Source organism: Rhizobium rosettiformans W3, assembly GCF_004912135.1.
GTDB classification, from domain to species: Bacteria; Pseudomonadota; Alphaproteobacteria; order Rhizobiales; family Rhizobiaceae; genus Allorhizobium; species Allorhizobium rosettiformans.
The window spans coordinates 96,484-109,984 of sequence record NZ_STGU01000009.1 but is presented as its reverse complement, the minus strand read 5'-3'; the positions used below and the strand labels follow the sequence as shown (position 1 = coordinate 109,984).

Genomic DNA, 13,501 nt, shown 5'->3' with positions numbered 1-13,501 from the left:
GGCATGCGCATCGTCGGCGGAGAATTCCGTGGCCGGACGCTGGCCACGCCGAAGTCGAATGACATCCGGCCGACCATCGACCGGACGCGCGAAAGCCTGTTCAACATCCTCGCGCATGCCCATCCGGGCGTGCTCGAAGGCACCCGCATCCTCGATCTCTTCGCCGGCACCGGTGCCGTCGGCATCGAGGCTCTGTCGCGCGGCTGCAAGTCGGCGCTCTTCGTCGAAAACAGTGTCGAGGGCCGCAGCCTTCTCTGGGAAAACATCGATGCGCTCGGCCTGCATGGCCGCGCCCGCATCCTGAGGCGCGACGCGACCAATCTCGGGCCGGCCAACAACATCGAGCCCTTCGAGCTTCTCTTCGCCGATCCGCCTTACGGCAAGGGCCTTGGCGAAAAGGCGTTGCTTGCGGCGCATCAGGGTGGCTGGCTGGCCAAGGATGCGCTGGTAATCCTTGAAGAACGCAGTGATGTGCAGGTCTCCGTCGACCCGGTTTTCGCCTTTGTCGAAGAGCGGACCTTTGGTGACACGAAAATGTACTTCTTTTCCTATAGGCCGTCCTGATCCCGTCAGTGGAGAAAGACTGAGTCTATGGATCTTGTCGCCGAAACCCCCATCCCCTCCAATCCCGTGAAAGCCGATCCGACGATCGGCGTGGCGCTCGGGGCAGGGGGTGCCCGCGGCTTTGCGCATATTCCGGTGCTCGAAGTCTTCGATGAACTCGGCATCAAGCCGGCGCTGATTGCCGGCTCCTCGATGGGCGCGATCCTGGGAGCCGGTTATGCCGCCGGCATGAGCGGCCGTGACATCCGGGACTACACGCTCTCCCTGGCCGACAATCGCGGTCTCGTCCTCAACCGCTTCTGGAGCCTGCGCCCCGCCAGCATCCGTGCGCTGGGCGGCTTTCGTCTCGGGCAGTTCAACCTGCCGCGCCTGTTGCGCGCCTTCCTGCCGCCGCAGATCCCGGAAACCTTTGCCGAACTCGGCCTCCCCCTGACCGTCATCGCGACTGACTATTATGGCCAGTGCGAACTGGTGCGCAGCGAGGGCGATCTCTATGAAGCGCTGTCGGCCTCCGCAGCCATTCCAGCCCTGTTTGCGCCCGTCACCATCGACGGTCGATTGATGATCGACGGTGGCATCTTCAACCCGGTGCCCTACGACCATCTGGTCGGCAAGGTCGACATCATGATCGCCGTCGATGTGATTGGCGCGCCGGAGGGCGACGGCTCACTGGTTCCCAACCGCATCGACAGCCTGTTCGGCGCCTCGCAGCTGATGATGCAGTCGCATATCGCGCTGAAGATGAAGATCTGCCAGCCCGACATCTATCTGCGCCCCGACGTCAACAGCTACAAGGTGTTGGACTTCTTCAAGGCGCGGCAGATCCTGGAGATCTGCGATCGCCTCAAGGATCCGCTGAAGCGCGACATCGCCGCGCGCATGGAAGACTTCGTCCGTCGCTAGCGATCAGGCGGCCGGAACTTCTCGTTCCTCCTCGACCGCCTGGATCGCCTTTTTCGGCTTGACCAGCGGCTCGGGCTTCACCGGGCGTTTGTGGATCAGTTCGCGGCCCGCGAGGATCCCCTCCTGCGCCTGAAGCTTCAGCCGTTCTTCGTCGCGGCGGCGAATGTCTTCACCGATCGTATAGGCCTCGTCTTCCGAGGCGCCGAGCCCCTCCAGCGTGCGCCGACCGAAGAGCAGGCCGGACTCGAAGGTCTCGCGCAGCTCGTGTTCCACGTCTTTGGCCCGAAGCTCAAGGCTGTGAACCCGGTCATAGGAGCGCACGAAGAGACGCACATCCGGATATTCCGAGCGAATGAGGTCGACGATCTTGTCGGTGATCTCCTTCTTGTGCGTGCAGACAGCGACGATCTTGGCTTTCTCGATCCCGGCGGCCCGCAGCATGTCGAGGCGCGTGCCATCGCCGAAATAGATCCTAAACCCGAAGGTTGCCGCCTGCCGGATACGGTCCGGGCTATCGTCGAGGATGGTCACGTCCCGGCCGCTTGCCAAGAGGATCTGCGCGGCAATCTGGCCAAAGCGCGAGAAGCCGATCATCAGGACGTCCGAACCCGCACCCTCGAAGTCTTCGTCCATCTCCTCCTTCTCGGTCGCGTCGCGCGACAGCAGCCGCTGGCCGATCAGCGCGGTGAGCGGCGTCAGCGCCATTGAGAGCGTCACGATCGAGATGAGCAGCGAGGACTGCGCGCCGGAGAACAGGCCGGCTGCGGCTGCGGTGGTAAAGAGTACGAAGCCGAACTCGCCGCCCTGCGGCAGCAACATGCCGATCCGGATGGCGTCATTATGCGTGGAGCCGGCAATCCGGCAGATTGCATAGATGATCAACGCCTTCACCGCCATGAGGACGGGCACGGCGATCACGATCAGCAACAGGTTGTCGACGATGACCTGCAGCTCCATCGACAGGCCGACCGCGATGAAGAAGAGCGCCAGCAGAAGCCCGCGGAACGGCTCGATATCGGCCTCCAGTTCATGGCGATAGGAGGATTCCGCGAGCATCACGCCGGCAAGGAAGGCGCCCATGGCCATGGAGAGACCTGCCACCTGCATGAGATAGGCCGATCCCAGCACGACGAAGAGGGCAGCGGCAATCATGACTTCCCGCGCCCCCGTCCGGGCAATGATCTGGAACATGGGCGTCAGCAGATACCGGCCCGCCAGGATCATGGCGATCACCGCACCCACGGCAATCCCCACCTCCAGGATCGGCGACTGCTGTGCCTCACCGCCTTGCGAGCCCAGAACCGACACCATGGCCAGAAGCGGCACGATTGCGAGATCCTGGAACAGCAGGATCGAAAAAGACCGCTGGCCATAGCGGCTGTTCATGTCGCCATAGTCTTCAAGCAACTGCAGCGCAAAGGCGGTGGAGGAGAGCGCGAGGCCGAAGCCCGCAACCAGTGCCCCTCGCCAGTCGAGAAGGCCGGCGGCATAGACCAGGCCCGTCAGGGCCAATCCTGTGAGCACGACCTGGCTCGTCCCGAGCCCGAAGATGTCGCGTCGCATGGTCCACAATCGGCTGGGTTTGAGCTCCAGTCCGATAATGAAGAGCAGCAGCACCACGCCGAGTTCGGCGACCGCCAGGATCTCGCCGGAGCCGCCGATCAGATGCAGCACGGGGCCGATCACGACGCCGGCGGCAAGGTAGCCGAGAACGGTGCCAAGCCCCAGTTTGCGGAAGATCGGCGCTGCGATCACGGCGCCGCCGAGCAGCAACAGGGGTTGGGTGAAAAGAGCTTCGCTTGCGCCTGCCAATGCCATTCTCCTCGTCCGCCGGCATAAGCCGCGCTTGCTCGCCCGGTGCCATGCCGGGCTCGTGATCGGAAAACCCCGAACCGCCCTTGATGCACCTTGTGTTGCACAATAAATGGAGCGGGAAGGAAAGGCCAACCCATGCCCAATCAAATCGATTCCGCCAATCTCCTCGAACGCGCAGAGCAGCTTGTGGACCTCGCCATGAAGGCCGGTGCCGACAAGGCGGATGCCGTGGTCGTCCGCTCCCGGTCCAAGGGCGTCAGCGTCCGGCTCGGCAAGGTCGAGTCGACCGAGGCCTCCGAAAGCGACGACTTTTCACTGCGGGTTTTCGTCGGTCGCCAGGTTGCCAGCGTCTCGGCCAATCCGGGCTTCGATCTGAAGGCACTGGCCGAGCGGGCCGTGGCCATGGCCAAGGTATCGCCCGAAGATCCCTTCGCCGGCCTTGCCGACGAGAGCGAGCTTGCGCGCGACATTCCCGACCTAAAGCTCTTCGATGACACGGATGTCTCAAGTGACGAGTTGCGCGAAAGCGCGCTCGCCATGGAAGAGGCCGCCCGGTCGGTGAACGGCGTCAGCAATTCGCTGGGTGCCGGCGCCTCCGCCGGCATGGGCGGTCTGGTGCTCGTCACCTCCCACGGTTTCTCCGGCAGCTATGCCGGCTCGCGTTTCTCCCGCTCCGTCGGCGTCATTGCCGGTGAGGGCACCAAGATGGAGCGCGACCACGACTTTGACAGCCGCCTCTACTTCGCCGAGCTCGACAGCCCGGAAGAGATCGGTCGCCGCGCCGCCGAGCGTGCGATCCGTCGATTGAACCCGCGCCAGGTCCCGACCGCCTCCAACCTGACCGTCGTCTTCGACCCTCGCATCGCCCGCGGTTTCGTCGGTACGATCGCCGGAGCGATCAACGGGTCTTCGGTCGCCCGCAAGACCTCCTTCCTGCGCGACAAGATGGGCCAGCAGGTGTTGAAAGCCGGCCTCAGCATCACCGATGATCCGCTGAAGGTGCGCGGCTCCTCCTCACGGCCCTTTGACGGGGAAGGCGTCTCCGGCACGCCACTCACCATGATCGAGGACGGTGTGCTGAAACACTGGTTCCTCTCCTCTTCCGTTGCCCGGGAATTGGGTCTGAAGACCAATGGCCGCGGCGTGCGTGGCGGCACCTCGGTCTCGCCATCCTCCACCAATCTCGCATTGGAGCCGGGCGACATCTCGCCGGAGGAATTGATCCGCAGCGTCGGCACCGGGCTCTATGTCACCGACATGATCGGCAGTGGCGTCGACATGATCACCGGTGAGTATAGCCGCGGCGCGAGCGGCTTCTGGATCGAAAACGGCGAATTGACCTACCCGGTCTCCGAGATCACGCTGGCGTCCAACTTGAAGCAGATGTTCATGCGGATCACGCCGGCCAACGACATCGACCGGAAGTTCGGCGTCGCCGCGCCCACGCTTGCCATTGAGGGCATGACCCTTGCCGGACTCTGATCGACAGACACCGCCCGGTCCGCGCTTCGACTGGCAGGCGGATCTGAGGCTGATAACCGAAGCCGCGCGCGAGGCCGGCAAGGTGGCCATGGCCCATTTCGGCCAGTCGCCGGAAGTGTGGTGGAAGAACGAGGGCCGCTCGCCGGTCAGCGCGGCCGATTATGCGGCCAACCGGATCCTTGAAGAAATCCTTCGCCACGCCCGCCCGAATTACGGCTGGCTTTCGGAAGAGACGGATGACGATCCGGCGCGCCTCTCCTGCGATACTCTCTTTGTCATCGATCCGATCGACGGTACCCGTGCCTTTCTTGCCGGCAAGGATACGTGGTGCGTCTCGGTTGCCGTGGTCTACAAGGGAGCGCCGGTGGCCGGCATTCTGGTGGCGCCATCGCTCGGGGAAGAATTTACCGCAACGATCGATGGTCCTGCCCGTCGCAATGGCCAGGACATTGCGGTTTCCACGGCCGGGATCGAAGACAGCCTGAAACTCGCCTCCGCGCAGGACATGGTTGCAAGCTTCAGCCCGGTCCTCAGGCCCCGGATCGAGCGGGTGGAGCATATCCCCTCGCTCGCCTACCGACTGGCGCTGGTCGCCGACGGGCGCATCGACGCGACGCTCGTCAAGAAGAGCTCGCATGACTGGGATCTCGCCGCAGCCGATCTGATCCTTGCCCGCGCCGGTGGCGGGATCACAGATCTCGACGGGCAGCCCCTGGTATACAATCGGGAAGAGGTCACCCACCCGGTGCTCTGCGCAGCATCGGCCGAGCTTCTTCCGGCATTGCTGAAGAACATCTCCCGAATTCCTCGGAGTTGACCTTTGGGGCGAAATCGCGCAGATGGTTCCCCACAGACTAGGAATAAGAAAAGGCCGCAAACATGACGGAAACCAACGAAAACAAGCAGCTTCTCCATCTGGTTTTTGGCGGTGAATTGTCGAGCCTGGAAGAGGTCCAGTTTCGCGATCTGAATGCCCTCGACATCGTCGGCATCTTCCCCGATTACGCCAGCGCGCTCGTCGCCTGGAAGGCGAAGGCTCAGGCCACGGTCGACAATGCGCATATGCGTTATTTCATCGTTCACATGCACCGACTGTTGAACCCTTCGGATAAGTGAACCAGGGGTCGGCGGTGCTCCCAAAACCGCCGTTCACGACCCGAAAGGGTCACGTTTTGAACTCAGTCTTCTTGCATCTCTAGTGTGCGTAGCGCCGCCTCCGAAAAGGGCTGAATGGCATTGTCGATGAAGATGAGCAGGTTCGATCGATGGCACTGAGCGATGGCCTAGCCTCCTTCGCCTTGACATCCTACGGCTGGCTGGGCCTCGCCGCCTACCCGCTGTCTCGGCCCCTGCTTGCCTATCGCGCAGCCAAGGGCAAGGAAGACCGGGCCCGCCGTGCGGAGCGCTTTGGCCATGCAAGTCTCGCAAGACCCGTCGGACCGCTTGTCTGGATCCATGCCGCGAGCGTCGGCGAAACCACCGCCGTCATGTCGCTGATGCGGGAACTGCGCCGCCGCGACATTCATGTGCTGCTGACCACCGGCACCGTGACCTCGGCGGAAGTTGCGAAAAACCGTCTCGGCGACATGGTCCTGCACCAATATGTGCCGCTCGACCTCCTGCCGTCGATCCGCCGCTTCCTCGATTACTGGCAGCCGGATGTCGCGATTGGTGTGGAGTCCGAGATCTGGCCGACGACGCTTGCGGAACTGCATCGCCGGCATATCCCGCAGATCCTCGTCAATGCCCGCATGTCCGATCGCTCCTTCGATCGCTGGAAACGGCATTCCTCGATTGCAGAAACCCTGTTCGGCAAGCTCGCGCTGGTGATCGCCCAGTCCGATCTCGACGCGGAGCGCTTCCGGGATCTCGGCGCCTGGCCGGTCAGCGTCTCCGGCAATATCAAGGTCGACAGCGACGCGCCGCCCTGCGACGAGCAGGTGCTTGAGCGCTACCGCCAACAGATCGGCAATCGCAAGACCTGGGCGGCCATCTCCACCTTCGACGGTGAAGAGAAGATCGTCTCCATGGTGCATCGTGCGCTGAAGGCCCATACTGGCCTCTTGAGCGTGCTTGTCCCGCGCCACCCGGAGCGCAGCGATGAGATCGAAGCCATGCTGGTCGAAAAGGGGCTGGTCGTTGCCCGCCGTACCCGCGGGGATGTGATCACGCCGGAGACGGATGTCTTCCTGGGCGATACGATCGGCGAAATGGGTCTCTATCTCAGGCTGACGGAAGTCGCCTTTGTCGGACGTTCGCTCTCGGCCGAAGGGGGGCAGAACCCGCTGGAGCCGGCCATGCTCGGCTGTGCCGTTCTGTCCGGTCCCCAGGTCAGCAATTTCCGCGAAAGCTACCAGCGTCTCGTCCGCAAGGGCTCTGCCCGCATCGTTCGCGATGCCGAGATGCTGGCCAAGGCCGTGCACTTCCTGCTGAACAATGATGTGGCGCGCTCCAAGATGATCGACGCCGGTCAGGAAAGCATGCAGGAAATGCGCGGTGCGCTGACGGCGACGCTCAAAGGGCTCGAGCCCTATATCAGCCCGCTCTCCGTCAAGGCCAAGCTGGAACCGCGCATCGCCGGCCAGAGCTGAGACACCAGCCAGGAATTGTTTCATGCAGCAGAAGCCCCAGATCGCCGGCATCCTGTTCGATAAGGACGGGACGCTGCTCGACTTCGATGCCAGCTGGGGACCGGTCAATCGCGAGGTCGCGCTGATGGCTGCCGATGGTGACCAGGCACTGGCCGATCGCCTGCTCCTTGTCTGCGGCATGGATCCCGTGAGCGGCGCAATCGTGCCCGACAGCCTGTTTGCGGCCGGCAATACGCTTGAGATCGCCGAAGGCATGATCAATGCCGGCTCGCCCTTTATGGTCGAAGCGCTGGTGCCGAAGATCGACGACTGCTTCGCCAAGGCTGCGGAGTTCTCAGTGCCGGTCACCGAACTTGAGCCTCTGTTTGCCCGCCTGCATGGCAAGGGCCTGCGCCTCGGCATTGCCTCCAGTGACAATGAACGCTCGATCAAGGTGGCGGCTGAGCGTTTCGGCATCCTGCCCTATATCAATTTCATTGCGGGCTATGACAGCGGCCATGGCAGCAAGCCGGAGGCCGGCATGGTTCTCGGCTTCTGCAAGGCGACGGGTCTTGCCCCGGCAGAAGTGGCCGTCGTCGGCGACAACAATCATGACCTTCACATGGGCAGGAATGCCGGTGCGGGTCTGAAGATCGGTGTCCTCTCCGGAACCGGCTCGCGCGAGACGCTGACGCTGCATTCCGACATGGTCCTCGCTGACATCACCGAACTTGAAGCTGCCCTCGCCTGACGAAGGCGTGCCATTTCGGCACGGCCGCGCTTGACCATTCTGCGTTGCAATGGTTCTTGTTGCGCCCAAAGGACGGCGTCAGAGGGGCGCCGGGGTCAGGACAGGGACGAGAATGGTATCCGAGGCACCGCCTTTCTGGTGGACCAAGACCGGTTGGCAGGCAATCTGCCTTTATCCGCTCTCCTTCGTCTATGGCCGCATCTCCGGTGGCATCCTGCAGCATCGCCGTAGGCATCCTCTGTCCGTGCCGGTGATCTGCGTTGGTAATTTCACTGTCGGCGGTGCGGGCAAGACCCCGACGGCCATTGCGATCGCGCGTGCCGCGAAGGCAAGGGGGCTGACCCCCGGTTTCCTCAGCCGCGGTTATGGCGGCTCGCTCGACGTCACGACCGTCGTTGATCCCCATCATCATCGTTCGACGGCTGTAGGCGACGAACCGCTTCTGCTTGCTCGCGAGGCACTGACCGTGATCTCCCGCCGCCGTGTGGCCGGTGCGGAGAAGCTGGTCGCCGAAGGCGCGGACCTGATCATCATGGATGATGGTTTCCAGAGCGCCCGGCTTCACGTCGACTACGCCCTGATCGTGATCGACAGCATGCGCGGCATCGGCAATGGCTGGGTCGTGCCTTCAGGACCGGTCCGCGCGCCCATTCCTGTTCAAATGCGTCATCTGGATGCGATCCTGAAGGTGGGCAAGGGTGATGCCGCGGACCAGTTCGTCCGCCAGGCCTCCCGCAGCGGCAAACCGGTTCTGGTCGCAAACGTCATGCCTCAGTCCGGCGGAGATCTTTCCGGTCGGTCGGTGCTGGCTTACGCCGGCATCGCCGACCCGAGAAAGTTCTACCGCACCCTGGAAGAGCTTGGCGCCGTGGTTGCCGACCGCCAGGATTTCTCCGATCACCATCATCTGGCCGATGACGAGATATCGGATCTGCTGGCACGGGCGGAGAAGCAAGGCCTGCAACTCGTGACCACGGCCAAGGACAGCGTCCGCCTTGCCGGCGGTCATGGTCGCGCGACCGAGCTTCAGGAAAAATCGGAAGTGGTGGATGTCGACATGGTCTTCGATGACCCCAAGGCGCCGGACCTGATCATCGATCGCGCCATCGAAGCCTGCCGCCTGCGGCGCCTGGCCGCGAAGGCCTGATCAGCGGCGCTGGTTAGGCACAGCGCCCGCACGCTTTTCGGCCTCGAGCGAGGCCGCTGCGTCGACATAGGCTTCCTGGCGCGCGACGCTCCAGTATTTCAGCTCATCGACCATGACGGGCCGCCCGGTGATCGCGCAGGTGACGAAGGTCCCGGGCGTCAGGATCTGGAAATCGGCATCGAGATAGCGGATCTTGGCTTCGCGGTTTCCGCCGCCTTCGAAACGGTTCATCACTCTTCTCCTGCGCCGGGTGTCACGGACCTGCAATACAGCGCCCTCCCGGCGAATGAAAGATGGCTCATTTGAAAACACGCCGAGCTAGCGCTCAACTGCGCCCGAACAGTCGTTCGATATCGGAGAGCTTCAATTCCACATAGGTCGGCCGGCCATGATTGCACTGGCCCGAACCCGGCGTCTGCTCCATCTGCCGAAGCAGCGCATTCATCTCCTCGACTCTCAGCCGCCGGCCCGAACGCACCGAGCCATGGCAGGCCATGGTGGCGGCGACATGTTCGAGTTTAGCCGACAGCCTGTCGGCCGTATCCCATTCGGCAATCTCGTCGGCGAGGTCACGCACGAGCTGCGTCGCATCCATTTCGCCGAGCATCGCGGGCGTCTCGCGCACCGCAATCGCCCCCGGTCCGAAGCGCTCGATCGCAAGCCCAAGCTGCTCCAAGCTTTCCGCATGGGTCATCAGCCGGTCGCAATCTTCTTCCGGCAGGTCGACGATCTCCGGGATGAGCAGACCCTGCGACGGGAGCCTCCGACCTGTAAGCGCCTTGCGCATCTGCTCGAACACCAGGCGCTCATGCGCGGCGTGCTGGTCGACGATGACGAGCCCGTCCTCCGTCTGTGCCACGATGTAGTTTTCATGCACCTGCGCTCGCGCAGCACCAAGCGGGTAACTCGAGATGGTCTCGACGGTTGCGCTTTGGACCGCGGGCGAGGGCGGCGCGGTCTCGCTGCGGGCGGTCGGGACGGAGAGGCTGTCGAAGGCCGCCTGCACCGTCTCGCCAAAGCCGCGGGGAGCCGACACTGCGGCTGCCGCCAAGCCACCGCCGAAGCTCGGCGTGGCTCCGTAAAGGGGACGGGACGGGGAATTCGCCGACGACCAGGCCTGTGTCGGCTGCGGTGAAAACCCGGGACGAAACGCACGCAGCATGCCGCCGGCGCCGGTCGTTGCCGCCCGGTCGCCCTCCCGTTGAAGGGATTGCCGGATGGCACCGACGATCAGCCCGCGCACCAGCGCCGGATCCCGGAAGCGGACATCCGATTTTGCCGGGTGAACATTCACATCGACCAGCGCCGGATCGAGTGTCAGCGACAACACGGCGACAGGATACCGCCCCTGCGGGATCGTCTCGGCATAGGCACCCCGGATCGCCGACAGGATCTGCTTGTCCTGGACGGGACGGCCGTTGACGAAGGCGTATTGATGGGCAGAATTGCCCCGGTTGAAGGTCGGCACGCCGGCAAAACCGGTAAGCCGCACATCCTCGCGCTCGGCGTCGAGCTCGATGGCATTGTCCTTGAAATCGGCGCCCAGCACCTGCGCGATGCGCGCGAGATGATCGTCGCCCGTGCCGGGAAATTCGAGCGTCGAGCGGTCGGTGCCCGAGAGCACGAAGCGGATGGCGGGAAAGGCGATCGCCATGCGCTTGACGATCTCGGTGATCGCGCCTGCTTCCGCCTTTTCCGTCTTCATGAATTTCAGCCGGGCCGGCGTGGCGAAGAACAGGTCGCGCACCTCGACCGTCGTGCCCGGATTGGCGGCAGCAGGCCTGACATCGCCGACCTTGCCGCCGACCACGGCGATCTCAGAGCCACTGTCGGCGCCCGGCGGGCGGCTGGTAATCGTCAGCTTGGCCACCGAACCGATCGAGGGCAGGGCCTCGCCACGAAAGCCCAGCGACCGGATGTCGAACAGCGTCTCGTTGAGCTTCGATGTGCAGTGCCGGCGGATGGCGAGTGCCAGATCCTCCGGTCCCATGCCGCAGCCATTGTCGATGACGCGCAGCAGCGTCTTGCCGCCACCGGCGGTCGCCACTTCGATGCGCGTGGCGCCCGCGTCGATCGCATTTTCGATCAATTCCTTCGCCGCGCTGGCCGGTCTTTCGATGACCTCGCCGGCGGCGATCTGGTTGATGAGCGTTTCGGAAAGCTGCTTGATGATCATGTCGCCATTTTCCCGGATTCGGAGCTTGGACGAAAGGCGAAATCGTATGGCGGCCACCTTCATGCCCATCATTAAGTGGCCCTTAACGGAATGTCTCTAGTTTGAACAATGGCTTGCAATGTTCCATCAGCAAGCCTGCTGACGGTGAATTGAGGATATGGGCCGGGTGTTCCTCAGCGATTTCACCGTCTGAAATGCGCTCCGGCATGTCTCCATGATGGCATCAGCCCCCTAATTCTTGCCGTGCAAGGCGGTGAGATTCCGAGAGGCAGCAGTGTGAGCGAGTTTCCACCGGCCCCCGACCAGGACAAGAGACGGCAGGGGCACGACAATCCGTCGGCCGAAGCCGGGCTCGATGCTGCCCTGCTGGATGCCGTGTCTGAAGCTTTCTCCTCGGGCTTCATCATCTATGACCGCAACGACCATCTGATCTTTGCAAGCCGCAGCGCCCGCCAGTTTCTGCCCCTGCCGGCCTCCTTCTTCGAGCCCGGCACGCGCCTGAGAGACATTCTCGGCGCCGCTTACGATCTTGGCCTGCGCCATGCCGCGAGCGGCCAGTCCGACAGCGCCTCGCTGAGCCGTGAGGAATGGCTCACCCGCCAGATTGCCGCCCACTGGAAAGAGCGGCACGAAATACAGTCCTGCGACAACGACAAACGCTGGACCCGCTTCTCCAAGCGCCGGCTGTCGTCCGGTTTCGGCTTCTGCGTCATGAGCGACATCACCGAGCAGAAGCGCCGGGACGAACAGTGGCGCGCCGATGTCGAGCGCGTGCAGCTGACGGAAGAGATCCTCGACAATCTCGCCCATCCGGTCTTCGTACAGGACCGCAATCTTCAGTTGGTCGCCGTCAACAAGGTATTCTGCTCGGCAACCTCCGTCGGCGCGGACAATGCCCTTGGCAGCACGATCACGACGCTCTTCGAGGCGCAGGTCGCCGAAAGGCTCGCGACTGCATCCCGTCACGTGCTCGAGACCGGCGTCACGTCTTCCCTGACCTTGCCGATGCGTCTCTACGGGGACCCGCCGCGGCCGATCCTGGTCCATGTCCAGCGTGTTGGAAAGCCGGGCCGCTATCTGGTGGTATCGAGCTTCGGCGAAGTGGGTGGTGCTGCCGATTTCGCCGCACCGCACGAGCCGCAGATCGTGGAGCCTCGCGAACCTGAACCGTCCTACGGCACGGACGACGGCCGCCTCAATGGACGCAAGGCGCTGATCGTCACCGGCGACCGCGAGTTCGAGACAAGGGCGCTCGAGATCATGCAGTTGCTGGGGCTCGACAGCTGCTGTGTCCGTGACGAGGCGGAACTCGATGCCTTCCTCTCGGTTGCCCGGTCCGTCGGCGTGAGCATCGATCTTGCAATCGTCGACGCCGACCTCGACAGCCGCTGCTTGGAACTGCTGCAGGCGGTGGATGTGGACTATATCACGATCCCGGCCTTCGATATTTCCGGCGATCTCGCCTTCAGCGTTCTCGATCGCCTGACGGCCCTCCAGGCGCCGCCTGTCCCGGCGGATGACTGGGAGATCACCACGGAAGACATTCCGCCCCCGCCGTCGATCGAAGCGGCGTCCTTTGTCGCCGCTCCCCTAGCCGCGGCAACCCCGTCGTCGCCGTCTCTCGTGCTTGTGGCCGAGGACAACGAGATCAACCAGATCGTCTTCTCGCAGATCCTCGAAGGACTGGGTTACGCCTACCGGATCTGCGCCGATGGTGAGACCGTCGTTCGGCTGCGCAGCGAGCTGAACCCGGCCATCATCCTGATGGATGTAACCTTGCCCGGCATCAATGGTTTCGAGGCTGCACGCCGCATCCGTCAGCTGCCGGAAGAACTGGGCGCGCAGACCCCGATCATCGGCGTGCTCGCCCAAGCGTTCGATCGCGACCGCGAAGCGTGCTTCGCCTCTGGCATGGACGATGTCATCCTCAAGCCATTGAGCCCCGACGTTGTCGATCAGGCGATCCGTCGTCTGGTCCCGGAGATTGCCCGGATCGCCTCGACCGCCTGATATCCCCCGATTTTTTGGGAGGCCGGGCAGCGCTCTCATGCAGCATCGATATGATTATCTTAATGTTTTAGACCCATTCTGGC

Annotated in this window: 12 protein-coding genes; 9 read left to right on the top strand and 3 right to left on the bottom strand. The window is 63.4% G+C overall.

Annotated features, from left to right (window positions below; genetic code table 11):
• Positions 1 to 3 precede the first annotated feature (3 nt).
• Together rsmD and FAA86_RS16515 are read left to right on the top strand one after the other, a co-directional pair.
• Positions 4 to 564, top strand: coding sequence for a 16S rRNA (guanine(966)-N(2))-methyltransferase RsmD (rsmD, locus tag FAA86_RS16520; protein ID WP_136542280.1), 561 nt, complete (start codon positions 4 to 6; stop codon positions 562 to 564).
• A 27-nt stretch (positions 565 to 591) separates the two neighbouring features.
• Positions 592 to 1,467, top strand: a complete 876-nt coding sequence (locus FAA86_RS16515) for a patatin-like phospholipase family protein (RefSeq protein ID WP_136542279.1) — start codon at positions 592 to 594, stop codon at positions 1,465 to 1,467.
• Between the two features lie 3 nt (positions 1,468 to 1,470).
• On the opposite strand, the gene FAA86_RS16510 is transcribed toward FAA86_RS16515, so the two are convergent.
• Entirely contained in the window at positions 1,471 to 3,285 is a 1,815-nt protein-coding gene (locus FAA86_RS16510) for a monovalent cation:proton antiporter-2 (CPA2) family protein (RefSeq protein ID WP_136542278.1), read from the bottom strand.
• A gap of 132 nt (positions 3,286 to 3,417) precedes the next feature.
• On the opposite strand from FAA86_RS16510, the gene FAA86_RS16505 reads away from it, so the two are divergent.
• From FAA86_RS16505 to lpxK, 6 genes are all read left to right on the top strand, one after another.
• Entirely contained in the window at positions 3,418 to 4,764 is a 1,347-nt protein-coding gene (locus FAA86_RS16505) for a TldD/PmbA family protein (RefSeq protein WP_136542277.1), read from the top strand.
• Positions 4,751 to 5,581: a 3'(2'),5'-bisphosphate nucleotidase CysQ gene (locus FAA86_RS16500; protein WP_136542276.1), complete on the top strand. Its 831-nt coding sequence runs from the start codon at positions 4,751 to 4,753 to the stop codon at positions 5,579 to 5,581. The genes FAA86_RS16505 and FAA86_RS16500 overlap by 14 nt, the downstream gene beginning before the upstream one ends.
• Before the next feature lie 62 nt (positions 5,582 to 5,643).
• Positions 5,644 to 5,880 (top strand): DUF4170 domain-containing protein, encoded by a 237-nt coding sequence (locus FAA86_RS16495; protein WP_113462031.1) that lies wholly within the window; start codon positions 5,644 to 5,646, stop codon positions 5,878 to 5,880.
• Between the two features lie 155 nt (positions 5,881 to 6,035).
• Complete coding sequence (gene waaA / locus FAA86_RS16490) at positions 6,036 to 7,355, top strand: lipid IV(A) 3-deoxy-D-manno-octulosonic acid transferase (protein ID WP_167495021.1); 1,320 nt, start codon at positions 6,036 to 6,038, stop codon at positions 7,353 to 7,355.
• Between the two features lie 22 nt (positions 7,356 to 7,377).
• Complete coding sequence (locus FAA86_RS16485; RefSeq protein WP_136542274.1) at positions 7,378 to 8,085, top strand: HAD family hydrolase; 708 nt, start codon at positions 7,378 to 7,380, stop codon at positions 8,083 to 8,085.
• A 112-nt stretch (positions 8,086 to 8,197) separates the two neighbouring features.
• Positions 8,198 to 9,232 (top strand): tetraacyldisaccharide 4'-kinase, encoded by a 1,035-nt coding sequence (lpxK, locus tag FAA86_RS16480; protein ID WP_136542273.1) that lies wholly within the window; start codon positions 8,198 to 8,200, stop codon positions 9,230 to 9,232.
• Here the strand turns inward: lpxK and FAA86_RS16475 are convergent, their stop codons facing one another.
• Positions 9,233 to 9,463, bottom strand: coding sequence for a DUF2093 domain-containing protein (locus FAA86_RS16475; protein WP_167495016.1), 231 nt, complete (start codon positions 9,461 to 9,463; stop codon positions 9,233 to 9,235).
• A 94-nt stretch (positions 9,464 to 9,557) separates the two neighbouring features.
• The gene (gene mutL / locus FAA86_RS16470) at positions 9,558 to 11,408 is read right to left on the bottom strand and encodes a DNA mismatch repair endonuclease MutL (protein WP_136542271.1); all 1,851 of its coding nucleotides are present in this window, start codon (positions 11,406 to 11,408) and stop codon (positions 9,558 to 9,560) included.
• 276 nt (positions 11,409 to 11,684) lie between these two features.
• Here mutL and FAA86_RS16465 point away from each other — a divergent pair, with 276 nt between their 5' ends.
• A complete protein-coding gene (locus FAA86_RS16465; RefSeq protein ID WP_136542270.1) occupies positions 11,685 to 13,418 on the top strand; it encodes a response regulator in 1,734 nt (577 codons plus the stop codon).
• Positions 13,419 to 13,501 lie beyond the last annotated feature (83 nt).

Excerpts from the sequence above, each read along its gene's own strand:
- lpxK (WP_136542273.1), top strand. The coding sequence starts at position 8,198 with ATGGTATCCGAGGCACCGCCTTTCTGGTGGACCAAGACCGGTTGGCAG.
- FAA86_RS16515 (WP_136542279.1), top strand. The coding sequence starts at position 592 with ATGGATCTTGTCGCCGAAACCCCCATCCCCTCCAATCCCGTGAAAGCC.
- FAA86_RS16485 (WP_136542274.1), top strand. The coding sequence starts at position 7,378 with ATGCAGCAGAAGCCCCAGATCGCCGGCATCCTGTTCGATAAGGACGGG.
- rsmD (WP_136542280.1), top strand. The coding sequence starts at position 4 with ATGCGCATCGTCGGCGGAGAATTCCGTGGCCGGACGCTGGCCACGCCG.
- FAA86_RS16475 (WP_167495016.1), bottom strand. The coding sequence starts at position 9,463 with ATGAACCGTTTCGAAGGCGGCGGAAACCGCGAAGCCAAGATCCGCTAT.
- mutL (WP_136542271.1), bottom strand. The coding sequence starts at position 11,408 with ATGATCATCAAGCAGCTTTCCGAAACGCTCATCAACCAGATCGCCGCC.
- FAA86_RS16510 (WP_136542278.1), bottom strand. The coding sequence starts at position 3,285 with ATGGCATTGGCAGGCGCAAGCGAAGCTCTTTTCACCCAACCCCTGTTG.
- FAA86_RS16505 (WP_136542277.1), top strand. The coding sequence starts at position 3,418 with ATGCCCAATCAAATCGATTCCGCCAATCTCCTCGAACGCGCAGAGCAG.
- FAA86_RS16495 (WP_113462031.1), top strand. The coding sequence starts at position 5,644 with ATGACGGAAACCAACGAAAACAAGCAGCTTCTCCATCTGGTTTTTGGC.